General features: G+C 48.0%; 19 protein-coding genes and 1 other annotated feature (1 of these 20 running past the window's edge). Of the genes, 2 read left to right on the forward strand and 17 right to left on the reverse strand.

All coding sequences use genetic code 11. From position 1 onward, the window contains the following. Nucleotides 1-7 precede the first annotated feature (7 nt). The 7 genes from pyrE to pyrR all read right to left on the reverse strand — a co-directional run bounded on the left by pyrE (nucleotide 8) and on the right by pyrR (nucleotide 9,151). A complete protein-coding gene (pyrE, locus tag MKY97_RS19940; protein WP_123062502.1) occupies nucleotides 8-649 on the reverse strand; it encodes an orotate phosphoribosyltransferase in 642 nt (213 codons plus the stop codon). Continuing rightward, nucleotides 646-1,386 (reverse strand): orotidine-5'-phosphate decarboxylase, encoded by a 741-nt coding sequence (gene pyrF / locus MKY97_RS19945; protein WP_342552026.1) that lies wholly within the window; start codon nucleotides 1,384-1,386, stop codon nucleotides 646-648. Before pyrF ends, pyrE begins: the two co-directional genes overlap by 4 nt. A gap of 106 nt (nucleotides 1,387-1,492) precedes the next feature. Further along, entirely contained in the window at nucleotides 1,493-4,708 is a 3,216-nt protein-coding gene (carB, locus tag MKY97_RS19950; RefSeq protein ID WP_342552027.1) for a carbamoyl-phosphate synthase large subunit, read from the reverse strand. A 1-nt stretch (nucleotide 4,709) separates the two neighbouring features. Then, nucleotides 4,710-5,852 carry a glutamine-hydrolyzing carbamoyl-phosphate synthase small subunit gene (gene carA / locus MKY97_RS19955; RefSeq protein ID WP_342552028.1) on the reverse strand — a complete coding sequence of 381 codons (1,143 nt, stop codon included), beginning with the start codon at nucleotides 5,850-5,852 and terminating at the stop codon, nucleotides 4,710-4,712. Nucleotides 5,853-6,245: 393 nt separating this feature from the next. Next, nucleotides 6,246-7,550, reverse strand: coding sequence for a dihydroorotase (locus tag MKY97_RS19960; protein WP_342552029.1), 1,305 nt, complete (start codon nucleotides 7,548-7,550; stop codon nucleotides 6,246-6,248). Between the two features lie 126 nt (nucleotides 7,551-7,676). Next, nucleotides 7,677-8,591 carry an aspartate carbamoyltransferase catalytic subunit gene (locus MKY97_RS19965; RefSeq protein WP_342552030.1) on the reverse strand — a complete coding sequence of 305 codons (915 nt, stop codon included), beginning with the start codon at nucleotides 8,589-8,591 and terminating at the stop codon, nucleotides 7,677-7,679. Beyond that, nucleotides 8,588-9,151: a bifunctional pyr operon transcriptional regulator/uracil phosphoribosyltransferase PyrR gene (gene pyrR, locus MKY97_RS19970; RefSeq protein WP_342552031.1), complete on the reverse strand. Its 564-nt coding sequence runs from the start codon at nucleotides 9,149-9,151 to the stop codon at nucleotides 8,588-8,590. Before pyrR ends, MKY97_RS19965 begins: the two co-directional genes overlap by 4 nt. Nucleotides 9,152-9,839: 688 nt before the next feature. Between pyrR and MKY97_RS19975 the strand changes: the two genes are divergently transcribed. Then, entirely contained in the window at nucleotides 9,840-12,515 is a 2,676-nt protein-coding gene (locus MKY97_RS19975; RefSeq protein ID WP_342552032.1) for a YhgE/Pip domain-containing protein, read from the forward strand. A gap of 174 nt (nucleotides 12,516-12,689) precedes the next feature. Here the strand turns inward: MKY97_RS19975 and MKY97_RS19980 are convergent, their stop codons facing one another. From MKY97_RS19980 to lspA, 8 genes are all read right to left on the reverse strand, one after another. Further along, nucleotides 12,690-13,994, reverse strand: a complete 1,305-nt coding sequence (locus tag MKY97_RS19980) for a DUF6080 domain-containing protein (protein WP_342552033.1) — start codon at nucleotides 13,992-13,994, stop codon at nucleotides 12,690-12,692. A gap of 34 nt (nucleotides 13,995-14,028) precedes the next feature. Further along, entirely contained in the window at nucleotides 14,029-14,349 is a 321-nt protein-coding gene (locus MKY97_RS19985; protein ID WP_342552034.1) for an EamA family transporter, read from the reverse strand. Then, nucleotides 14,336-14,626, reverse strand: coding sequence for an EamA family transporter (locus MKY97_RS19990; protein WP_342556398.1), 291 nt, complete (start codon nucleotides 14,624-14,626; stop codon nucleotides 14,336-14,338). The genes MKY97_RS19985 and MKY97_RS19990 overlap by 14 nt, the downstream gene beginning before the upstream one ends. A 26-nt stretch (nucleotides 14,627-14,652) precedes the next feature. Then, nucleotides 14,653-15,285, reverse strand: coding sequence for an HAD family hydrolase (locus tag MKY97_RS19995; protein ID WP_342552035.1), 633 nt, complete (start codon nucleotides 15,283-15,285; stop codon nucleotides 14,653-14,655). A gap of 47 nt (nucleotides 15,286-15,332) precedes the next feature. Continuing rightward, nucleotides 15,333-16,244: a decaprenyl-phosphate phosphoribosyltransferase gene (locus tag MKY97_RS20000; protein ID WP_342552036.1), complete on the reverse strand. Its 912-nt coding sequence runs from the start codon at nucleotides 16,242-16,244 to the stop codon at nucleotides 15,333-15,335. A gap of 179 nt (nucleotides 16,245-16,423) precedes the next feature. Continuing rightward, on the reverse strand, nucleotides 16,424-17,677 hold the full coding sequence (locus MKY97_RS20005) for an LL-diaminopimelate aminotransferase (RefSeq protein WP_342552037.1): 1,254 nt from the start codon (nucleotides 17,675-17,677) through the stop codon (nucleotides 16,424-16,426). 110 nt (nucleotides 17,678-17,787) lie between these two features. Further along, entirely contained in the window at nucleotides 17,788-18,750 is a 963-nt protein-coding gene (locus tag MKY97_RS20010; protein WP_342552038.1) for an RluA family pseudouridine synthase, read from the reverse strand. Continuing rightward, the gene (lspA, locus tag MKY97_RS20015; protein WP_342552039.1) at nucleotides 18,743-19,237 is read right to left on the reverse strand and encodes a signal peptidase II; all 495 of its coding nucleotides are present in this window, start codon (nucleotides 19,235-19,237) and stop codon (nucleotides 18,743-18,745) included. Before lspA ends, MKY97_RS20010 begins: the two co-directional genes overlap by 8 nt. 236 nt (nucleotides 19,238-19,473) lie before the next feature. Between lspA and MKY97_RS20020 the strand changes: the two genes are divergently transcribed. Beyond that, entirely contained in the window at nucleotides 19,474-20,211 is a 738-nt protein-coding gene (locus tag MKY97_RS20020) for a TraR/DksA C4-type zinc finger protein (RefSeq protein ID WP_342552040.1), read from the forward strand. Between the two features lie 59 nt (nucleotides 20,212-20,270). On the opposite strand, the gene MKY97_RS20025 is transcribed toward MKY97_RS20020, so the two are convergent. Further along, complete coding sequence (locus MKY97_RS20025) at nucleotides 20,271-20,633, reverse strand: DUF5665 domain-containing protein (protein ID WP_342552041.1); 363 nt, start codon at nucleotides 20,631-20,633, stop codon at nucleotides 20,271-20,273. 223 nt (nucleotides 20,634-20,856) lie between these two features. Then, nucleotides 20,857-23,955, reverse strand: a complete 3,099-nt coding sequence (gene ileS, locus MKY97_RS20030; protein WP_342552042.1) for an isoleucine--tRNA ligase — start codon at nucleotides 23,953-23,955, stop codon at nucleotides 20,857-20,859. A 103-nt stretch (nucleotides 23,956-24,058) separates the two neighbouring features. Further along, nucleotides 24,059-24,067: a binding site (T-box leader), on the reverse strand; it runs 283 nt beyond the window's last position.

Here is a 24,067-nt window from a genome sequence, read left to right on the forward strand (position 1 = left end):
AATGATATTATTTACCAAATGAAGAAGGATCTTCACGCCACGACTGCAGCAGTGCAAAATCACTCTCTTGAATGGTACCTTGAGCCAATGCAACATCCATCAGCGCCGTATAATTCGACAGGGTCTGCAGCGGGATTCCAGCTTCCTCGAACGCTTTTACGCCTTTATCCAGCTGATAGCTGAAAATGGCAAGAACTGCGAGCGGTGTCGCCCCTGCTGCACGTACAGCTTCTGCCGCTTTAATCGAACTTCCTCCGGTTGAAATCAAATCCTCAATCACAACTACTTTTTGTCCTTCGCTGATTAATCCTTCAATCAGATTCTCCTTGCCGTGGCCTTTCGCTTTATCCCGGATATAAGCCATCGGCAGATTCAGCTTTTGAGCCACCCATGCAGCGTGTGGAATACCCGCGGTTGCTGTACCTGCAATGACTTCAGCATCTGGATACTGGTCACGAATAATCGCGGCAAACGCTTCGGCAATATCGTTACGGATCTCAGGATAAGACATCGTCAGCCGATTATCACAATAGATTGGCGATTTGATGCCGGATGTCCATGTGAATGGCTGCTGTGGACGAAGTGCCACCGCTTTGATTTTTAGCAGCTGGGAAGCAATATGGTTTGGAATTTGGCTGAGTTCGATCATACGTTCAACATCTCCTTCAAAATGGTCTCTGCCGCTTCACGCGGGTTTTGTGCACCGGTTATGGGTCTGCCCACAACGATGTAATGACTGCCTCTGCTGATGGCTTCACCGGGTGTCAGGACACGTGTCTGATCACCAAGACCACTTCCTGCCGGACGAATGCCTGGAGTGACCGTGTGAAAATCACTACCACATGCTGCCCGGATCGCAGGCACTTCCAGTGGAGATGCCACAACGCCATCAAGCCCGGCCTCCTTGGCCAGTCCGGCATAACGAACTACAGCTTCCTCTACACCGCCAGGGATGCCGATCTCGTTATTCATCGTCTCAACACTCGTGCTGGTCAACTGCGTCACAGCGATAATCTGGGGTCTGTCCAGCGAAGGGTTGGCAGCAAGTGCTGCTTCTGCGCCTTCACGTGCTGCACGCATCATGCTGGATCCGCCCGCGGCGTGCACATTGAACATGTCCACCCCAAGACGTGTAATGCTTTCGGCTCCGCCGCGCACCGTGTTTGGAATGTCATGCATCTTCACGTCGAGAAACACGGAGTATCCTTTCGCCTTCAGCTGCCGAATAAAGTCCGGGCCTGCCGCATAGAAAAGCTGCATGCCCACTTTGAGATAACAAGGAATGCCCTCAAGCGCTCGTACCAGTTTCTGTGCCTCCTCTGCTCCCGGATAATCGAGTGCAACCATCAGACGTCCAGCCATTTCATTGAAATTCGGGTGATTCATAATCCAGCGCCCCTTCCGCGTGCTCATTTTAGAGGTTTTTGCCCGATATAAAGGACATCCCGCCAGCCCGCAGGCTGACTGATGTCCTTCATCAAGTGACTATTCATTATACAAAGGCCGGCATAGCCTCCGAGGAGAAATTGATCGTCTGCAGCATGATCAGCAGCGCCCGAATCGTATCCAGGGAAGTCATACATACCACACCATTCTCAACCGCTTCACGGCGGATACGGAATCCGTCACGCTGCGGCGTTTTACCCTTAGTCAGGGTGTTGAACACAAAGTTCGCTTCACCGCTGCGGATCATATCGAGAATATTAGGTGAGCCTTCGCTCAATTTGTTCACAACGGTTACCGGAATGTTCGCCGCTTGAAGCGCAGCTGCCGTTCCGCCGGTTGCCATGATTTTGTAGCCCAGTCTATAGAAACCTTCAAGCAAAGGTACAGCCTCGTCTTTATCTTTATCTGCTACAGTAACAACGATTGCCCCGGTAGCCGGAATTTTCATTCCCGCTCCAATTAGACCTTTAAACAGGGCTTTCGCATAGTTCGGATCACGTCCCATAACCTCACCTGTGGATTTCATCTCAGGTCCAAGGGTAGGCTCCACGCGGCGCAGCTTCGCAAAGGAGAACACAGGTACTTTTACCGACACATGATCCGTTTCAGGCCAAAGTCCATCCACATAACCCAGGTCTTTCAGTTTTACGCCCAGGATTGCTTGTGTAGCGAGGTTTGCCATCGGAATATTGGTTACTTTGCTCAAGAAAGGAACCGTCCGGGAAGAACGCGGGTTCACCTCGATGACGTAAACCTGACCCTCGTGGATAACAAACTGGATGTTCACCAGTCCGATCGTTTTGAGTTCCTTGGCAATTTTGATTGTAATCTCTACAATTTTCTCTTTCAGGTCTGCAGACAGATGCTGCGGTGGATATACCGCGATCGAGTCACCGGAGTGCACCCCTGCACGTTCGATATGCTCCATGATGCCCGGCACCAGTACCGTCTCACCGTCACAGATCGCATCTACCTCAACCTCTTTACCCAGCATATAACGGTCGATCAGAACCGGATGCTCCGGATTGATTTTTACTGCCTGTTCCATATAAGTCAGCAGTTCCGCATCGGAGTATACAATTTCCATCGCACGGCCGCCCAGAACATACGAGGGACGTACCAGTACAGGGTATCCAAGGGATTGAGCCGTTTCCACAGCATCGTCTACGGAAGTGACTGTTTTACCTTTCGGCTGTGCAATCTCCAGACGGGAGAGCAGACGCTCGAACTTTTTGCGGTCTTCTGCTTCATCGATGCTTTCCAGGTCTGTTCCGAGGATGGTTACTCCTGCATTGCGCAGCGGTGCTGCCAGGTTGATTGCTGTTTGACCACCAAACTGCACGATAACACCGACCGGCTGCTCCTGCTCAATAACGTTCATGACATCCTCGAAGAACAGCGGTTCGAAGTACAGGCGGTCAGAGGTGTTAAAGTCCGTCGATACGGTCTCCGGGTTGTTATTGATAATAACGGCCTCATAACCAGCTTTTTGCAGCGCCCATACTGCGTGTACTGTGGAATAGTCAAACTCGATTCCTTGACCGATCCGGATTGGACCGGAACCCAGCACCACGACTTTTTTCTTGTCGGAAGGGATGACTTCATTCTCTGTTTCATATGTCGAGTAGTAGTAAGGCGTTGTTGCCTCAAATTCCGCCGCACAGGTATCTACCATTTTGTATACCGGGCGCAGATTCTCCTCTTCACGGCGTGCTCTGACTTCGGATTCGGCAGTCAAGGAACCTCCAGGCTGTCCTTCGGCACGCAGTTCTGCGATAGCACGATCTGTAAAACCAAGGCGTTTCGCCTGATACAGCGTTTCGGAAGTCAATTCTGCTTCTTCGCGAATACGATCCTCAAACTGAATCATGCCTTCGATTTTGTCCAGGAACCACCAGTCAATCTTGGTCAGGTCCTGCAGCTGCTGCAGGGTATAACCTCTGCGGAATGCTTCTGCGATCAGGAACATACGCTCATCGTCCGCTTTCACGAGACGTTCGTTCAGCGTCTCTTCATCCAGCGTTTCTGCACCTTTAAGGTAGAGACGGTGTACACCGATCTCCAGGGAACGAACCGCTTTATGAATGGATTCTTCAAATGTGCGTCCGATCGCCATCACTTCGCCTGTTGCTTTCATCTGTGTACCCAGCTTACGGTTCGCAGATGTAAACTTGTCGAACGGCCAGCGCGGAATTTTGCTAACGATATAGTCAAGGGTAGGTTCAAAGCAAGCATAGGTTTGGCCTGTAACTGGGTTAACAATCTCATCCAGTGTGTAACCCATTGCGATTTTGGCAGCCATCTTCGCAATCGGATAACCTGTCGCTTTGGAAGCGAGTGCTGATGAACGGCTTACCCGAGGGTTCACCTCAATGACGTAATACTGGAAGCTGTGCGGATCAAGTGCGAACTGCACGTTGCATCCACCTTCGATGTTCAGGGCACGGATGATCTTCAAGGAAGCTGAGCGCAGCATTTGGTATTCACGGTCAGACAGCGTTTGGCTTGGCGCCACAACGATACTGTCACCTGTATGAACGCCTACCGGGTCAAAGTTCTCCATGTTGCAGACCACGATACAGTTATCGTTTTTGTCACGCATAACCTCGTACTCGACTTCTTTCATGCCGGCGATGCTTTTCTCTACCAGACATTGACCGATCGGGCTGTAACGAAGCCCGGCTGCTACGGTTTCACGCAGTTCTTCTTCATTCGCGCAGATACCGCCGCCTGTGCCGCCAAGGGTGTAGGCAGGACGAACGATGATCGGATAACCGATCTCACCAGCGAACTGCAGGGATTCTTCCAGCGTTGTAACGATGACACTCTCAGGTACCGGCTGTTCCAGTTCACGCATCAGATCTCGGAACAGATCACGGTCTTCCGCTTTTTCGATGGAAGTAAGCTGTGTGCCGAGCAATTTTACGTTTTCACGCTCAAGCACGCCCGCCCGTGCAAGTTCTACAGCCATGTTGAGACCCGTTTGACCACCCAACGTTGGCAGCAGGCCGTCCGGACGCTCCTGACGAATAATTTGCGTTACAAAATCAAGCGTAATCGGCTCGATGTAAACTTTATCAGCCATATTTGTATCTGTCATGATTGTCGCAGGGTTGCTGTTAATGAGTACAACTTCCACGCCTTCTTCTTTCAGGGCCTGGCAGGCTTGCGTACCGGCATAGTCGAACTCGGCCGCTTGACCGATGACGATTGGACCGGAACCAATCACCAGGATTTTTTTGAGATCTTTGTTAATCGGCATGTTATTGCGCTCCTTTCACTGCGGCTGCCAATACGGCTTGACGCGGCTTTTGCGGGTTAGTGATCTTGTGTTCGCGGATCATCTCAATGAAACGGTCAAACAGGTAGCTGTTGTCATAAGGTCCTGGCGCTGCTTCCGGGTGATACTGTACGGAGAAGGCAGGATACGTTTTATGTTTCAGACCTTCGATGGTCTTGTCATTATTGTTGATATGTGTAACTTCAAGATCCGTACTTTTCACAGATTCTTCATTTACGGTGTAACCGTGGTTCTGGGATGTGATGAAACAGCGTCCGCTCTCCAGTTCTTTAACCGGGTGATTACCACCGCGGTGTCCGAACTTGAGTTTTTCCGTGTCTGCACCAGCTGCCAGAGCGAACAATTGATGACCCAGACAGATACCGAAGATCGGGTATTCGCCGAGCAGTTCACTGATCATGTTCACCGCATGTGGTACGTCTTTCGGGTCCCCAGGGCCGTTGGACAATTGAATGCCATCCGGGTTCAGGCGGCGAATCTCGTCAGCCGTTACGTCATGAGGTACGACAACAACGTCACAGTTACGTTTGCTCAGTTCACGCAAAATTCCTGTTTTTGCACCGTAGTCGACCAGTACGATACGTTCTGCTGTTCCCGGGCTGTTGTATACATGCTCTGTAGACGTCATTGGCACCTGGTTGCGCAATTGCTCAATCGTAGTGTCTCCCATCATCTCCAGCAGTTCTTCGACAGGTTTCGATCCTGTTGTGAGAATTCCCTTCATTGTGCCATGGTGACGAATCCGGCGCGTCAGCATCCGTGTATCAATCTCGCTGATCCCTACGATGCCGTATTCTTTCAGCAGATTATCCACGCTGTACTCCGCACGCCAGTTGCTCGGCGTTGGCTCATGGCGTCTTACCACGAAACCGTGCACGTATGGACGGATCGACTCAAAGTCATCCCGTGTGATTCCGTAGTTACCAATCAGCGGATACGTCATCGTAACGATCTGGCCGCAGTACGAAGGGTCTGAAAGCACCTCTTGATAGCCTGTAATTCCCGTATTAAAAACGACCTCTCCTGTCGTTTCACCTTCCGCACCAAACGCTTTTCCGGTGAACAGCGTGCCGTCTTCCAACAATAATCTTGCCTGTCCCTGCATCCCATCTCACTCCCTCTGTGTTTATCAAAGTTAAATGGCCTTGGGTTGAACGTGGAGTTACGTTAGCGTGGGACTTCGTGGACAGAAAACCCTGCGATCGCTGTTATCCCCGGATTACTTTGGTTCCATTTTTTAAATGGTGTAATCCGGTGATAAAGGCGAGCGCTTCGCTTCTTCGGGTCCTTTCTGTCCACTTCGCAGCTAAGGTGGTGCTCAAAGTTCAAAAAAGTACATTTAACTATGTTTGTTTTGTATGTTGGGCTCTCGGCATGACTTGCCTTGAGTTTGTTTAAAGAAAAGAAATTACTGTTACTCTGATATTTCAAGGAAAATTGTATGTTATGAGTACTGATGTACATATTTAATGATGTATTACGTCAGCATGGTGCTGTTTTATTGCTGTAACGCGTTATTCCACACGCTTTTGCCATCCACCCATGTTTGTACCGGCCAGCCTTTCAGCTTCCAGCCTGTGAACGGTGTGTTTCTGCCTTTCGTTGCGAACCTCGCCGGGTCAACAGCTTTTTCCTCGTTCAGATCAATCATCGTCAGATCGGCAGGTGCTCCTGCTTCCAGCCTGCCGGTATTCAATCGGAATACACGGGCTGGATCAGCCGTCATGCGTTTGACCAGGAAGTCCAAGGTCCACAACCCTGTTTCAACAAACTTCGTGTACAGCAGCGGGAAGGCTGTTTCGAACCCAACGATACCGAATGGCGCCAGTTCCATGCCTTTTGCTTTCTCTTCTTCGCTGTGCGGGGCATGGTCGGTTACGATCATATCGAGCGTTCCGTCCAGCAATCCTTCAATACATGCCTGCACATCACGTGGTGAGCGCAGCGGCGGGTTCATTTTCCAATTCGCGTCCATGCCCGGAATATCTTCATCGGACAGCACCAGGTGGTGCGGACATACCTCTGCAGTCACCTTGATACCGATCGATTTCGCCAGGCGTATCAGGCGAACGGATTGTTCTGTGCTGACGTGACACACATGGTAGTGTACTCCCGTTGCTTCTGCCAGCAGAATGTCCCGACCTACGTGAATGGCTTCAGATTCGTTCGGAATACCTTTGATGCCATGACGTTTGGAGAACTCACCTTCGGTGACATATCCGCCAACCACCAGGGAATCATCCTCACAGTGAGCAATCACCGGCATATCCATGCTGGCTGCAAGGCTCATAGCGTCCTTCATCATCTGCGCGTTCTGTACACCTACACCGTCATCCGTGAAACCGATCGCTCCCGCTGCCTTTAATGCAGCAAAGTCGGTCAGTTCGCGGCCCAGTTCGTTTTTGGTGATCGCTGCATACGGCAGCACTTTAACCAGATCTGCTTCCTTCGCTTTGTTCAATACCAGTTCAACAACCTCAGCTGTGTCGGTTACCGGTCTTGTATTCGGCATGCAGGCAATCGTTGTAAAACCACCTTGTACCGCAGAACGAGCCCCTGTTTCGATCGTTTCTTTATGTTCGAATCCAGGCTCGCGCAAATGTACGTGCATGTCGATTAATCCAGGAATGACCAGTTTGCCTGATGCATCCGTTATACTATGCGCTGACTTCTCGGCGTTCCGTACAATTTCATCTTCCGGGCCAGCGATCGTTTTAATTTTACCTTCTTCTATAAGAATGGTTTTCCGTTCAAGTTCCCCTTGTTGACTCAAGACGTTTGCGTTCTTTATCACCTGTACCATAATTGACCTCCGCTTCGGTTCTGTCCAGAGATTGGAATCCACCGGATGATTGATTTATCGTCTACTCTGTTCGTTGCTCTATAAGAACACTGCCCTAGTCAGCCTATGACTCTATGCTAGACCCTGTTACAGCTTCACCGCACGTTCCATCACCGCCATGCGGATCGGAACACCGTTGGCCATCTGAGGGAAAATTCGTGATGCTTTGCTCTCGACAACCGCATCGTCCACTTCAACGTTACGATTTACAGGGGCAGGGTGCATAATAATCGTATTTGGCTTCAGGCGTGACGCCCGTTCTTCCGTCAATCCGTAGTGTTCGCGATAATCCTCAGCTGAAGTGATCAGGCCATGCTGATGACGTTCCAGTTGAACCCGGAGCATCATGACTACATCAGCGTCCAGCGCTTCTTCAAGACCTACATAAGGTGCATACTGTGCGAGTTCAGGCGCCTGCATCGTTGGCGGAGCACAGAAGCGTACATCCGCACCGAATTTTTGCAGCGCCCACAAGTTGGAGCGCGCTACCCGGCTGTGCAGAATATCTCCGATGATGGAGACACGCAGACCTTTCAGTTCACCAAACGCCTTTCGCATCGTGTAGAGATCAAGGAGCGCCTGCGTTGGATGTTCATTATTGCCATCTCCCGCATTCACAAGCGGTACACTCACCTTCTGAGCCAGCTGCTGCAGGACACCAGCCGGTTTTAAGCGAATAACTCCTGCATCAATGCCCATGGATTCAAGTGTTCGTACCGTATCGTAGATCGATTCTCCCTTTTCTACGCTAGAAGCAGCTGCAGTGAAGTTCAATACCTGAGCTCCCAGCCGTTTCTCTGCCATTTCGAAGGAGAAGCGGGTGCGCGTGCTGTTCTCGAAAAACATGTTGGCAACAAAGCGGGATTCTAGAATCGGGACAAGTTTTTCCTTCTGTCCTTCCCAGTGGGCCGCACGGTTCAGAATGGATTCGATCTCGTTACGGCTGATGTCTTTTAATCCAAGCAAGCTTCGGTCTCTCAACGCTGACTGTGTAATCATCATGCCTGCTCCCCTCGGTTCTGTATGATTTTGACTTCATCCTGTCCATCCGCTTCCATGAGTGCAACTTCGATCTCTTCTGATTTGGATGTCGGTACATTTTTACCGATAAAATCAGGCCGGATCGGAAGTTCCCGGTGTCCGCGGTCTGCAAGTACAGCCAGCTGAATGTTCTGTGGTCTTCCACAGTCCATCAGTGCATCCATCGCAGCCCGAATCGTTCGCCCGGTGTACAGCACATCATCGAACAAAATCACTTTTTTGTTGTGAATGGATAGGGATTCAGGTGTCATAATCAACAGTTCCTTGCGATTGATCTGGTTGTTATCCAAACGATCATCACGATAAGGGGTGACATCCAGCTCTCCCCAGGGAACTTTGGCGCCTTCAATCTCTTCAATCTTCGCGGCGATTCGTTCGGCCAGATATACTCCGCGTGTGCGAATTCCGACCAGAACACAATCGTCGATTCCTTTGTTCTTCTCCAGTATTTCGTGGGCAATCCTTGTCAATGCACGGCGGATCGCCGTTTCATCCATAATGACATGTGTTTCTGTGCTCATGCGTTCAGCCTCCTCAGGATTTTCCTTCGAAACCATGGCCCCGTGACGAGGAGAACAAAAAAAGACTCCTTGCCGTGTTTATTGGCAAGGAGTCTCCGAACTTCAGACGTCGCTGAAGAAAGTTTACTCTCGGGATGCATCGTGTTATCTGCCGCAGCGAATAAACGATGTATCATTCACGTTACCTTGCCAGTCTCACGGGACTGATTTAAAGGTGCTATTCATGTCGTGCATATGAGGAACCTCACAGAGTTCTGGCTCAATATGCCCGTATGTCTTCATGAATTATGACAGAAAGACAACCCTCTGTCAACACCTCACCATCGCAGGTGCAAATCCTCTGCTTCCTCATATTAGAGTCAGCATTTAGGCGAAAAAACATCCATGTCACATCATATGTCATTCGTCATTTATAATTATACAACAATACTGCATATTTATCCATAGACAATTACAATATGATTTCGATCCAAATTTCACCGGTTTCGAAATCGGTTGGTCTATTTCTCTGAATGGATTAAAAACATGAATCAGTCTTCTATTAATAGGGGAAAGTTTATACACAACCTCGTTTATTGAATCTGTATTTTATCCGATATACATATAGGTTCGGGAAAAGCAGCAGGAGACAAGGCAGCATATCTCCGATGTTAAAGCACCCGGCCGCGTTATTTAGAAGGAGGACATTATGCGTCACATATGGCAGATCTACAAGACAGACTGGATGCACATCCTAAAAGTACCCACAGGCATATTTCTAATCGCCGCCATTATTTTACTGCCTGGCGTATATGATTGGGTGAACGTTAAATCCGTCTGGGACCCTTACAGCAATACCCAGGGCATTAAAATAGCTGTTACCAGTGAAGATCAAGGCGCAGCAGTTACAGGAACGACGATTAATATTGGAGAAGAATTAATCAAAAGTTTGAGCCAGAACAAAAAGTTGGGATGGACATTTGTTGGTGAAGCCGAGGCAAGCCGCGGTGTTCAAACGGGGGAATACTATGCCAGTCTGCTGATCCCTGCCGACTTTTCATCCAAAATAACCGGCATTGTAGATGGAAAAGTGAACCGGCCGGAGGTCATATATACCGTTAATGAGAAGGTAAATGCGATCGCTCCCAAAATTACCGGGTCTGGCGTATCTGCCATCACAACTCAGATTAATGAAAATTTCACTGAAGCTGTCAGTGAAACTGTATTGAACAAGTTGAAAGAAGCCGGCATCGAAATTAATGCACAGCTTCCAACACTGCGCAGAATGGAGAACGGAATTTTCATGCTGGAGAAAAATTTGCCTGCCATTCAGGCTGCAGGTCAAAAGGTACTTGAAGTCGACCAGATGATGCCGGAAATTGTTAAGCAAGCTCAGAAAATTGTGGAGCTGGAGAAGCGGCTTCCGGAAATAAATGAAGCTGCAGGGTATGTCCTGAAAGTACAGCAGTACTGGCCGCAGATCAAAGCGGTTGCGGCTGAAGTGGTTTCCCTTCAGGCTCGAAGCCCTGAAATACAGCAGGCTGTCGCCCGTATTCAGGAGGTTGATGCAAACTTTGGACAGGTATCCGCAGTGATTCAAACAGCACTGGATAAGACAGATAAAGCCTTCGCTATTGTATCTGCTGCTGAGCAGGCTCTCGGTAAGATATCCGAAATTTCCGATCATGGAGCTCAGCTGGCTGACGGGTTGGATCAATTCATCCAGGCCAGTGAAGCAGCCTTCCAGACCATTACACCAACGATCCGGCAAAATCTTCTGTTCGTACAGCAGATCACAAATGAAGCTGAGGATGTATTCGCGCAGCTGCAAGGAACCGATCTCAGTAAGCTCCCGAGCGCAGATGATATAGACCGCATCATGGCACGTGCAGCCGCAGCAGTGAAAATCCTGAACAGTACAGCTGCCCTGCTGGGCAAAATAGATGCCATATTACCTTCTGATCCGCTGACTGCAAAGGTGCAGCAGCTGCAGACGATATCCGAGCGGCTCCAGCTGCAAGTTCAGCTGGCTGGAATTGCAAGCAAAGCACTGCGGAAAAATACGACTCCTCCTGCAGACATCGCTGCCAGACTGAATGAATTGAATCAAAATGTAAGTACAGAAATAGATCGTTTCATCAGCACCTTTGACAGTCAGGTTTCCCCTGCTCTTACGGCTGGTACATCTCAATTAAAGACAGTCCTCTCCACATCTGCAGATACGCTGCAGAGCACAAGAGAACGTCTGCCCGACATTGCAAATATTCTTGCCTCAGCCAAGGAAGGTATTGTATTCGGTCAATCAGAACTTGAAAAAATCCAGGGTGATTTACCGCAAATTCAGGCCAAGGTGCATGCAATCTCGCAAACCCTGGAAACAAAAAGCAAAGCGTTCATCAGCACTTTGGACACGGTCTCCTCTCTCATTCAACGTGATCTGCCAAAGCTGGAAGACAAGCTGAATGCAGCCGCCCACTTTGTCCGTAACGACCTTCCTCAGGCCGAGAAACAGATTAGCAAAGCGTCCAGCTTTGTACAGCAGCAGCTGCCTGATGTGCAAAAGGGAGTGCATCGCGTGGCTGCTCTTGTTCGAGAGGATCTGCCTGCCTTGGAGAGTTCCATCCGCAAGGCTGCCGAGAAGCTTCGGGAAGTTGAAGGCAGTAATCAATTTGCCGAGCTTGCCAAACTGCTGCGAGGTGATATTGAAGAGGAAAGTGCGTTTCTTGCAAGCCCGGTACAGATTAAGGAGCAGCAGTTATACCCGATTCCGAATTACGGCTCAGCTATGTCTCCCTTTTATGCCGTATTGTCTCTATGGGTAGGTTCTACATTGTTAATTTCCCTGCTTCGTGCAGAAGCAGAGAATCCAGACGGCAGGTTCCGCGGATATGAACTATATCTCGGTCGTCTTGCAACCTTCCTAACGATTGGTATACTGCAGACTGTATGTGTTACAGCAGGAGACGTTCTGTTTCTGGGAACCTATGCAGCAGACAAATGGTGGTTTATTCTATTTGCCATGCTGGTAAGTGCGGTCTTTGTAACCATCACTTACACCCTCTTATCTGTATTCGGCAATATCGGGAAAGGGATTGCAATAGTCTTCATGGTGTTTCAATTCTCCAGTTCGGGCGGAACGTTTCCCATCAGCATGACATCACCCTTTTTTCAGGCGTTAAATCCGTTCATGCCGTTCACCTATGCCATCAGCCTGCTCAGAGAAGCCGTTGGCGGCATTTTGTGGTCTACGGCCATCAAAGACATTCTGTGGTTATGTCTGTTTATTGCGTTAAGCCTGATCCTTGCTCTTCTACTCAAACGACCGTTGAGCAGTCTGACCAGACGTTCTGCTGAAAATGCAAAAAAAACAAAGATTATCGCTTGATTCCAAAATATAACTGTGTTCGAGTTTTACCCAAACAAAAGCAGAGCTTCTAGAACGTTATGTTCGCGAAGCCCTGCTTTTGTTTTTACACTTTGCGCTTATGCTTTTTCACTTTTCACTTTTTCACTTCATTTTTTGTTTCAATTCTTCACTTCAATTCTTTACTTCAATTCTTTACTTCACAGCACGCTGCTGTTCCAGCTGTTCATAGGATTGCTTGATTGTCGACAGTGTTTCGAAATGACGATAGATATTGTTTCCAGCCGTAACAAGCACCGATGCTAAGAGCAGTCCAATCAGCACTTTTTTTCCAAACCCTGAGCGCAGGCTGCTGATGAATATGCCGCCGAGCAGATAAAAAGCAAACAAATAATGTCCTGCATACAGGTACATGTCATATTGATACACAGCAAGCCCGAATCCTACAACGAGATGAAGCAGGAATGCAAAAATAATGTAAGGCATCAACGTCCATACACTGCGTTCGCGGATGCCGCGAATGAAACCGGCTAACGCAATCAGCAGCAGGAACGTCCCTGTAATCTGAACATAAAGCGGGTTAGAGCGGGAAAGATCCGTAACAAACGCCACCATGCCTGGGTCAAGCAGGTGCACTTCTGGTGATAACATTGGGTTAATCGTCAGCAGCACTAACGCCTTGACGTGTGCCGCCCATTGGAATGGAGTGGCATAGCTCGTGCCCCCATTTTGAATGCCTAACAGCCAGTTGCTTACCCAGCTTCGTCCGCCAAACGCAACATACTGAATCGCGGTGACCACCACAATCATCAGCACAGCCAGTGCCATGATACCAAAATATTTTTTCCACCCCGCCTTGTTTCGCCAAGCCTGCATATTAAAGAACACAGCTCCAGCAAACGGAATAATGTTGGTTGAGGTTAATCCGAAGTTAATCGTGGCAAGCAGTGCATTGGGCACATAATGCACGTGCTGCTGTACACGCGTATACTGCAGGTATAGAACAGACAAAAGAATAACGAACTGTACATACGGATAAGAGTCCGGGATCAATGCGGTGTACATCAGATACGAGCTGCATCCAAACAGCAAAGCGAACAGTAACGGTGTATGGGAAGGTCTATTTTCATTTCGGCTTAGAAAAACAAAGGCCATTACAACCGAGCCCGCATTCACAAGGGATTGCAGGATCAGGAAAAACCAATTTCCTCCCAGCAGCTTGGAGACAGCCGCCAGCGTAACTGCCAAAAAAGAAATCAAGGGATGAATAACGGATGAACTATTGTCCCCGTAATACATCGATGGGTCAAAATTAAACAGATTAACGGAAAACAGCGTCGTATTAAACGGCGTATATTTCCCCAGCATCTCTGCATGCTGACTCATGTACAAAACATAAGGTCCATTCATCAAACCATAAAACAAGGCAAAACCTGCAAATAGAATAAAAGCAGTCGAGGTTACTCTGCGATCATAAAATATGTAGTCTAAAAATTTCATACATTCACATCCAATATTTGATATAAGGTTAAATCTAGAGTACGAGCAGGCATAACCCGCCCATAATACACGCTACCCCCATCCATCGCATAGGTCCTACCGTCTCTTTAAAGGCCCATCTCGCAATAATAAGCGTCCAGACGTAAGTTAATGCATTGGCAGGCAGCACGACGGTTAGAGGCAGAAACTTCAGCAGTACAATATTCAGCAGTGCACCTGTTCCGTAAAAACCAAGTCCAACAAGCACATGCAGTCGCTTCCGGCTGGCTGCATAATATTTTAAACCCGCACCGCCCATCGCACCGCATAGCGTCATCACAATTAATACAGCAGCCATCCAGCTATCGTTCCACACTGGTTAACGTCACCCCGATTCCCAGGAGCACAACCGCAGCAAGCTTTTGTACCGTAATTTCTTCACCAAGCAAAAAGTGACCATAGATTAGAGCAAAAACATAACTAGCGCACATCAGCGGATAAGCAACCGATAGTTTTTCCCGCGCGAAAGCCTTAATCATTAGAATCGCACCCAGCCCGTAACATAGAAAACCGATGCCCATATAAATCCACTCCGTCAATCCCCACTTCCAGAACAGCTGCCCGGTAGCAGTCAGAAATGCAGAGGCCAGCATCAGCAGCTTACCGGTATGGCGTGAACTTATTTCCCCCACGTTAAGGCCTCCATCCCCGGAACACGTTTGTTAATAAAATATCGCTGGCTCACAAGCTGCATCACGGGAAGATCGGACAGCGAATCGGAATAAGAACAGGATTGATCATAATCAATTTCCATGTTTTGTTCGGCCAAATAGGCCTGAATTCGGCGTACCTTCTCTTCTCCTTTACAATTAGCGCCTTCAATCACGCATGTATAACCTTTTTCATGACGCACAAGTTCAGTTCCAATGACATGATCTACCCATGGAAAGTGTTTGAAATGCTTCATGTACGCATGGGGGGAAGCCGTCACGAGCAGCACATGATATCCCGCTTCCTTCCGATGCTGCATCTCTACACTCGCCTCGGTAAATATGGACGTACGCAGGCGGGTATCAAAAAAATGCTCCAAATCCTGCTCTGACATCCGGTTAATTTCTTGAAAATAAGATCGTTTAACCCGCTCAACCGTCATAAGTCCCGCTTTAAATAATATGGTATGAAGAGCAATGACAGGCAAACGCCATACCTGCCACGGATAACGGCGCATGCCGTAAAATACAAATTGGAACATGGAGTCGCTGCGTATAATCGTTTTATCAATATCGAAAATGGCCACTTTCGTACGTTTCACCCTGATCCCCCTCCGCTTTAGATTTCTCTCTCTTTATATTTATTCTTTTACTCGAAGATGGCAAAGATCGTTATGACACTGGCCACATACAAAATCACCGTAATCAGGATCGGCTTGTCCTCAAACAATACCCGGTCTGGTGATCCGCCCTGATTTTTCATATGGATTAGATATAAATACCGGAACATGCCATAGATCACCAGCGGAATGGTCCACATGAGATGAATCGTGCGATCTGACGTAAAAGTGAACAGAGAGTAACTGATAATGGTTGCCGTAGTCACAATGGTGTTGAATTGATCCAACAGCGTAATCGAGTAGTTATCGAGCACTTTACGATGTGACCCTGTGTTTCCTTCCAGCAGGGTAAGCTCATTTCTCCGTTTACCAATCGCCAGAAACAAGGATAAAAGCATGGTACATATGAGGAACCAGGGTGTGAACGGTACATGAATCAAGACACCACCAGCAATGGCACGAAGGACAAACCCGGCCGCAATGGTCATCATATCCAGAATAACGAGATGTTTAAGCACAAAAGAATAAGAAACATTCAGCAGAAAGTACACGATGCACAGCACACCGAATAACGGATTCATGGTAAAAGCCGCTCCGAGGGAAAGCACAAGCAGTGCAATACCGAACATTAAAGCATGTGCCGGTTGGACCTGACCTGAAGCAATAGGACGGAACTTTTTGGTCGGATGCAGCTTATCACGCTCTCGGTCCACATAATCATTCAGTATATAAACACAGCCGGCAACCAGACTGAATAACAGGAAGCCAACCACTACTGCAGTAATTGTCTCCGTTCGAATTTCCTCAAAAGAAAATAACAATGCTGCGAACAATAACAGATTTTTAGTCCACTGTTTGGGCCTCAGCAGTCTAAATAAGCCGGATATCGTTCCAGCACCGCCTCCAGCCGATGATACCGTGTCTTGCCGTGATGAGAACAATGGTAATTACTCCTTTCAAAACATTTCTAACTGAGTAGTCTATACAAATAACGTAAAGACTTAATCATAAGTTGCTTGGTTATTTTTGTAAAGAGGACAAAGTGTATATTTCGACATAAAAAAGAGACCGTTTCCGGTCTCTTCACACGAATCTTAGTCTATTTTACCGCAGGTATGAATTAAAATTCAAACTCGACATCACTCAGACGACGTTTGATTTCAGAGATAACCCGTTTTTCTTCCTCTTCGCCACTTGCAATAAACGTAACGGAGAACCGAACAAAGTTACCTGCATCATCCCAAGGTACGGATGAAATCAATTTTTCGCGGATCAGGAATTGCGAGAAATCTTCCCCTGACTCGAAGCGACGTCCACCGACAATTCCTTTTGGTGCTTCAACATAAAGGAAGAAAGATCCTTTTGGTTTCTCTGCCTTGAAGCCCAGTTCGTTCAATGCGGCTACCAGCATATCATGACGACGGGAATACTTCTCGGCAATTTTCTCCGTAATTTCTGGATGATTCAATCCATAAGCCGCCGCTTTCTGGATGGCAATAAATTGGCCGGAATCGTTGTTATCCTTCACATCGCTAAATGCTTTCACAACGAGTGGGTTACCCGCTACAAATCCAATTCTCCAACCGGTCATATTGTACGATTTGGAGAGGGAGTGCAGTTCTACACCCACATCCTTGGCTCCAGGAACGGACAGGAAGCTGAATGGTTTTTTGCCGTCATACGTCAGCGCCGCATATGGTGCATCGTGCACAACGACCACATTGTATTTTTTCGCCCATTCTACAACCTCAGTGAAAAACTCAACCGTAGCACTTGCACCAGTCGGGTTATTCGGGTAGTTCAGATAGAGTAATTTCGCACGTTTCGCAATGTCCTCAGGGATTGCCTTCAAATCTGGCAGGAAGTTATTCTCTTTCGTCAATTGAACGTTGAATACTTCTCCACCGAGGTATTTCGTGTGTGTGCCCATGACCGGATACCCAGGAACCGTCATAATCGTTACATCACCCGGGTTAATGAAGCAGGAAGGCAGCATTGCCAAAGCCGGTTTGGAACCGATGGAGTGTACAATTTCTGTATCCGCGTCAATTGCATCTACGTTAAAAACATTTTTCAGATACGCCGCTGCAGCAGTCTTGAACTCAGGAATACCGTTATCAGCATATCCGCGGTTCTCCGGTTTACCCGCTTCTTCAGCAAGGGCAGCTACGATACCCGCATCTGCCATCTCGTCCGGTTCACCTACCCCAAGGTCGATCAGTTCGACATCGGGAAAATCTTTTTTAGCGGAAGCTTTCGCACGTTTGATTTTCTCAAATTTATAGATGTTAGTGTCTTTACCATAGTTGGAGCCGCCGATACGGTCGGCAAAATTTGTTTGGATATAAGTTTCCTGATATTTATCGATACTCATAATGTCGTTCATCTCCTCGTTTGACGCAAATTTCTCATGTTTTAATATGAAGCATTAGAGCGTTCAACACCATGGACAAAATATCCGAACATTTGTACTTTCTTCGAACGTCAACGACTTCGCAGCGAAGCAAGTACATCTTCCATATCCTGCGGGATCGGCGCACTGAATTCCATGTATTCGCCAGTAGACGGATGTACGAAGCCAAGTGTCGCAGCATGCAGGGCTTGTCCGTTCATTTTAATCCCCTTATTGCGTCCGTATGTCGGATCACCAACGAGTGGATGACCAATAAATTTCATATGCACCCGAATCTGGTGAGTGCGACCTGTCTCCAGCTTCAGCTCAACCAGGGTATAGTCGTTAATCCGCTCCGTCACTGTAAAATGAGTCACTGCATGTTTGCTGTTGCGCTCTGTGACCGTGTACATCTTACGATCATTTTTGTCCCGTCCGATAGGGGCATCAATAGTACCTTGATCATGACTCAGATGACCGTGAACCAGCGCAATATAACGTCTGTTGACACTGTGTTCCTTCAACTGGGCGGCCAGAGAAGCATGAGCGCGATCGTTTTTGGCAGCCATAATCAGACCTGACGTATCTTTATCAATTCGGTGCACAATCCCCGGACGCAGTTCCCCGTTAATGCCGGAGAGATCCTTGCAATGATACATCAATGCGTTTACAAGTGTACCTGACGTATGTCCCGGTGCAGGATGTACAACCAGTCCACGCTGTTTGTTGATCACAATCAGATCACTGTCTTCGTAGACCACTTCAAGCGGGATGTCCTCTGCAATGATCTCCACAGCCGTTGGCTCGGGAATCTGCAGTACGATCTGATCGCCTTCGGCCAGCTTGGCGTTGGCTTTCACCACAGTTCCATTAACCGTAACAGCGCCGTCTCCAATCCACAGCTGAACCTGTGAACGGGATACATTATCTACAGCATCGGTAATATATTTATCCACACGTTCTTTCTTATGTTCAGCGGCAACGGTCCATTCCATACGTTCCTCACCGTTAAATTGTTCATCATTATTTAACTGTTCCTCATTCACATTACTCATGATGCTCATTCCCTTCAATCTTCGCAGCCGCTTTTTCACGGCGTCCTTCAAGCAGTGTTTCCACGATAATCAGTGCTACCCCGATACAGATGGCTGAGTCAGCAATGTTAAAGATCGGAAACGTGTAACTTCCAAAATTAAGCTGTACAAAGTCTATAACTTCCCCTGTCAATGCACGGTCCAGGAAGTTGCCAATTGCTCCTCCAAGCACCAGACTGAGCGCTACCGGCAGCAATTTGTGCGGAGTATCTTTTACTTTTTGCAAATACCAAATCAAGGCAACAACCACAATCAGGGTCACCACAATAAAGAACCAGCGTTGATCCTGCAAAATGCCAAATGCCGCACCTGAATTTCGATGGGAGGTGATGACAAAAAAATTGCCAATGACCGGAATTTCCTCTCTAAGTTCCATCCGGGTAGAAATCAGGTACTTCGTTCCCTGATCCACTAAGAATACGATAAAAGCAAAGATATAATACACCACGTTTGCTGTCACTCCGTTCTTGTCTTTTCCAACGATACCAGGCTTTCGCCAGATTTATTTATTGTAGCACAGCTGTTTAGAGATCGTCCATGACGTGGCAGACCTACAAGACAGCAGCCGTCCCAGCTGGCTTTGGAAAAAGCGATAACATTTGCCTTCTCTAATCCCGCTCGAAAAAGCACATCCTAGTGTGGAGACATCAACCGGATTCCAGATGGAACAGAAAGGGGTAAGCCATGTCACATTTCACAGCCGAGCAGATGCGATCTCTGCGATCCCAGCTTTTGTCCGATAAACACGATATTGAACACAGGCTGTCGGAGAACGAGCACTACGGCCTCGGGGATTCTTTGAAACTGCAGACCGGTGAACTGTCACCTATTGATAATCACCCTGGTGATCTTGCCACAGAAGTGTACGAACGCGGAAAAGACATTTCCCTGCTGGAACATGATGAGTTCCAACTCGAACGAATTGATTCAGCCCTGCATGCGATGGAAGAAGGCCATTACGGCACATGTGCCGTCTGCCAGCAGCCCATTCCTTACGAGCGAATGGAAGCCGTCCCCTACACAAAATACTGTAAAATACATCAACCCGAGACGGTCGTTTCCGAGAATCGACCTGTGGAGGAAGAATTTCTTGCGCCCTCTTTTGGACGTACCAGTCTGGACGAACGGGATGATCAGAATGGCTTTGACGGTGAAGATGCCTGGCAGATTGTAGAGAGTTGGGGCAATTCGAATTCTCCGGCAATGGCAGAAGACGGTAATATTGACAGCTACGATGTTATGGCTATTGAAGCTGCTGAAGAGCTGGATGGTTTTGTTGAGGCTTACGAGAGCTTTGTCGCAACCGATATTTACGGTCATGATGTATCCATCGTCCGTAATCGCCAATACCGACAGTACCTCGAGAATGGCGAAGGTTCGGGACTGCTTGAACCGGATGCCGGGCAGGATGAACCGATATGAAGACTCCTAATGGCTAGTCCTTAGCCTTATTCCATTGTGATTGATCCATTCCAAGTTTATTAATAGGTATTCATGTCCAACTGCCGCTGTACGATTCGTACAATATCTGCAATGTAATCTCCAACAATGGGCAGATTTAATGCACCAAGAACCTGCAGCACATAAATGATGGTTGCAGCGAAAAAGGTAAATCCGATCGCAATTCCGACACCTCTTGCTGCACCTGACAACAGATTTAAACCGATCAGCTTCCATGGCCGGTTCAGCAGCTCTGTATACTGCGCAATCCGTGAACGCTCCAATTCGTTCGCAAGTCGATTGGTCAACGTATGTAATTCTTCAATTTTGTCATGGGGTGTATCAACGGAATCCGTGACAGAGGCTGCCTTAATGGATTCGGCCGACTGTTCTTGTTTGCTCATGTTTTGCTCCATCCCTGCATGATTATAGATGTAACGTTCGAATTTTTTTTAAAACTGCACAATTTAATCATTGCCCTATCTGCGAAAAAACAAACGAGCCCAGCACCGGAAATGACTTCCTTAGCTGAGGCTCGTTTATTTATATTCTCTATTTATTCTTTATTTAATTACCTGTCCATACATATAGAAGTTGTCATCCCAAGGACAGAAACGACTTTATACGCTATCCTTCAATATAGATTCCGATGGCTTTGCCTCCGGCTTCTACACGCTCCATTGCATCCGCCTTGCCAAATGTCACGTCAGTCACGAGTACATTTTCGCGCAGGACATCGTCAAACGCTTCAATTGCTGCTTGCAGATCCGCATCCACATCCAGCGTCAGACGCACTCTTTTCTCGATTGGCAGATCCAGACGTTTCCGTGTATCCTGTACTGCCCGGACAACTTCGCGCACCCAACCTTCCTGCTCCAGCGCCGTTGTGATCTCCGTATTCAGGGCAACCGTCAAGCCGTAACCGGATGCCGATGCAAAGCCGGATTTAGCCTGTTTCTCAACCAGCAGTTCCTCAGCAGTCACCTGAAGTTCCTCCCCTTCTGGAGAAACAACATTAAACGCACCATCAGATACCACTTTACGTGTCTCATCAGCCGTCATGCCTTTAAACAGATTTTGCAGGAAACCTACGTTTTTACCGTATTTTTTACCCGCGACTTTGAGGTTCAGCTTAAGTGTGAAATCAACAAACTCCGCATCGTTATGCTCTGTACGAATTCCTTTGACGTTGATCTCCTCTTTGATGATCTCTTCATAACTTGCCAGATCGAAACCTTTATCAAGAGAAACGATCAATTCGGACAGTGGCTGACGCGTTTTGATGCCTGTCTCGTTACGGACGTTGCGCGCAAGCTCAACGACGCGGCGAGCTGTTTCCATGTCCTGCTCCAATGCTGCATCGATCAATGCTTCATTAGCTGCAGGATAATCATCCATATGCACGCTTTCGCCAGTAGTCAAGTTAAGGTAAATATCCTCAGCCAGCATAGGCGTGAACGGGGCTACCAGCTTCGCTGTAGTCACGAGCACTTCAGTTAACGTGCGATACGCATCCAGTTTATCTTCCGTCAGGCCACTTCCCCAGAAGCGATCACGGGAACGGCGGATATACCAGTTACTGAGCTCATCCACAAAGGCTTCAATCGCTTTGGATGAATTCAGGTAGTCGTTTACAGACAACGCTTTTTCCACGACAAGGATCAGACTGTTCAATCTCGACAAGATCCAGCGATCCAGCTTGTGAGCGGACAATTGGAATGGATGCTCCTGTGGATCAAATCCATCAATGGTTGCGTACAGCGTCAGGAATGCATGGGTATTCACCAGTGTATCCACCATTTTGGATTTGGCTTCCCCTACGATGCCTTTGGAGAAACGTTTGCTGTTCCACGGTGCACTATCAGACAGCAGCGCCCAGCGGAATGCATCTGTACCGTACTCCTCAATTACTTCCCATGGATCGATAACATTGCCTTTGGATTTGGACATCTTCTGTCCGTTTTCATCAAGCACGTGTCCTGTTGCCATGACCGCTTTATATGGTGCTTTACCTGTCAAAAGGGTGGACACCGCGAGCAGGCTGTAGAACCAGCCGCGCGTCTGGTCAATCCCTTCACAGATCATATCCGCCGGATATTGCTGTTCAAATACTTCTTTATTTTCAAAAGGATAATGCTGCTGTGCAAACGGCATAGAGCCGCTGTCGAACCATACATCGATGACTTCAGGTGTACGCTTCATTTCGTATTTGCCGCAAGAGCTGAGCACTTTCACTTCATCCACATATGGCTTATGCAGCTCCAGATTTTCCGGCACATCACCTACAGCACGCGCCCGCAATTCAGCAATGCTGTGCGGAGCAAACTGTTCGCCTGTTTCTTCACACACCCAGATGTTCAGCGGCGTTCCCCAGTAACGGTCGCGGCTGATGTTCCAGTCCACGAGATCTTCGAGGAACTTCCCGAAGCGGCCTTCACGCACATGCCCTGGATACCATTCCACTTCGCTGTTATTGGCAATCAGCTGATCCTTGATCGCTGTTGTTTGAATAAACCAGCTGTCCATTGCGTAGTACAGAAGTGGAGTATCACAGCGCCAGCAGAACGGATAGCTGTGCTCGTATTTCTCTTTGCTGAACAGACGGCCATGCTCAGACAAGTATCTCACAATGTCGATGTCGCAATCCTTCACGAAACGACCTGCAAAATCAGTAACTTGCGCCACAAACTTGCCTTCCAGATCAACCATGTTTACAAAACTGATGCCATTCTCACGGCATACACGGTAGTCATCTTCACCATGTGCCGGAGCCATGTGTACGATCCCCGTACCGCTTGCATCCGTTACAAATCCTGCACCAAGGATGATGTTCGTTTTCTCAGCCTGAACGTAGTTAAACGGCGGGCTGTACGTTTTGCCGACCAGATCCGCACCTTTCAGCGTGCCAATGATCTCATATTCACCTTTGCTGTCTTTCATTACTTTTTCCACCAGATTTGTCGCCATGATGAATACTTCATCATTTTGACGGACACGGGAGTATTCCATTTCCGGGTTTACAGCCAAAGCCACGTGAGAAGGCAGTGTCCATGGTGTCGTCGTCCAGGCAAGTACGAATTCGCCGCTTTCATGCAGTTTGAATTTGGCGGTAGCACTCAGATCTTTAACATCCTTGTACCCTTGTGCAACTTCATGCGAACTCAATGTTGTCTGACAGGAAGGACAGTATGGGCTTACGCGATGACCGCGGTACAAGAGACCTTTCTCATGAATCGCTGCAAGAATGTTCCACACACTCTCGATGTAGTTGTTGTCGAGCGTGATATAAGGGTTATCCATATCAGTCCAATATCCGATGCCTTCCGTCAAATCACGCCACTGCTGCTCGTATTCGAATACGCTCGCTTTACATTCGTTGATAAACTTCTCCACACCATAATCTTCGATTTCCCATTTGTGGGAGATGCCCAGCTTCTTCTGTACTCCGAGTTCAACTGGCAGGCCGTGTGTATCCCACCCGGCTTTACGTACAACGCGATAACCTTTCATCGTGTTATAACGTCCGACAAAGTCTTTGATGACACGTCCAAGGACGTGACCGATATGCGGTTTACCGTTGGCTGTAGGCGGACCTTCATAAAATACGAAGTTTGGTTTGCCCTCCCGGTTCTCAATGGATCGTTTGAACGTGTTCTCCGATTTCCATTTATTTAATACACGTAATTCTCTTGCACGTGCTTTCTCTTTGACATCGACTCGCTGCATGCTGTTCAACTTCCTTCCTTTTTTTGTACGAGGCCTTTGTAAAATGTGCACAATACGACTCGCTTCACTCACCGTTTCGGGACACAAAAAAACCCCATCCCTGGAAAGGGAC

This window comes from Paenibacillus sp. FSL R7-0652 (genome assembly GCF_038595045.1).
Lineage (GTDB): Bacteria > Bacillota > Bacilli > Paenibacillales > Paenibacillaceae > Paenibacillus.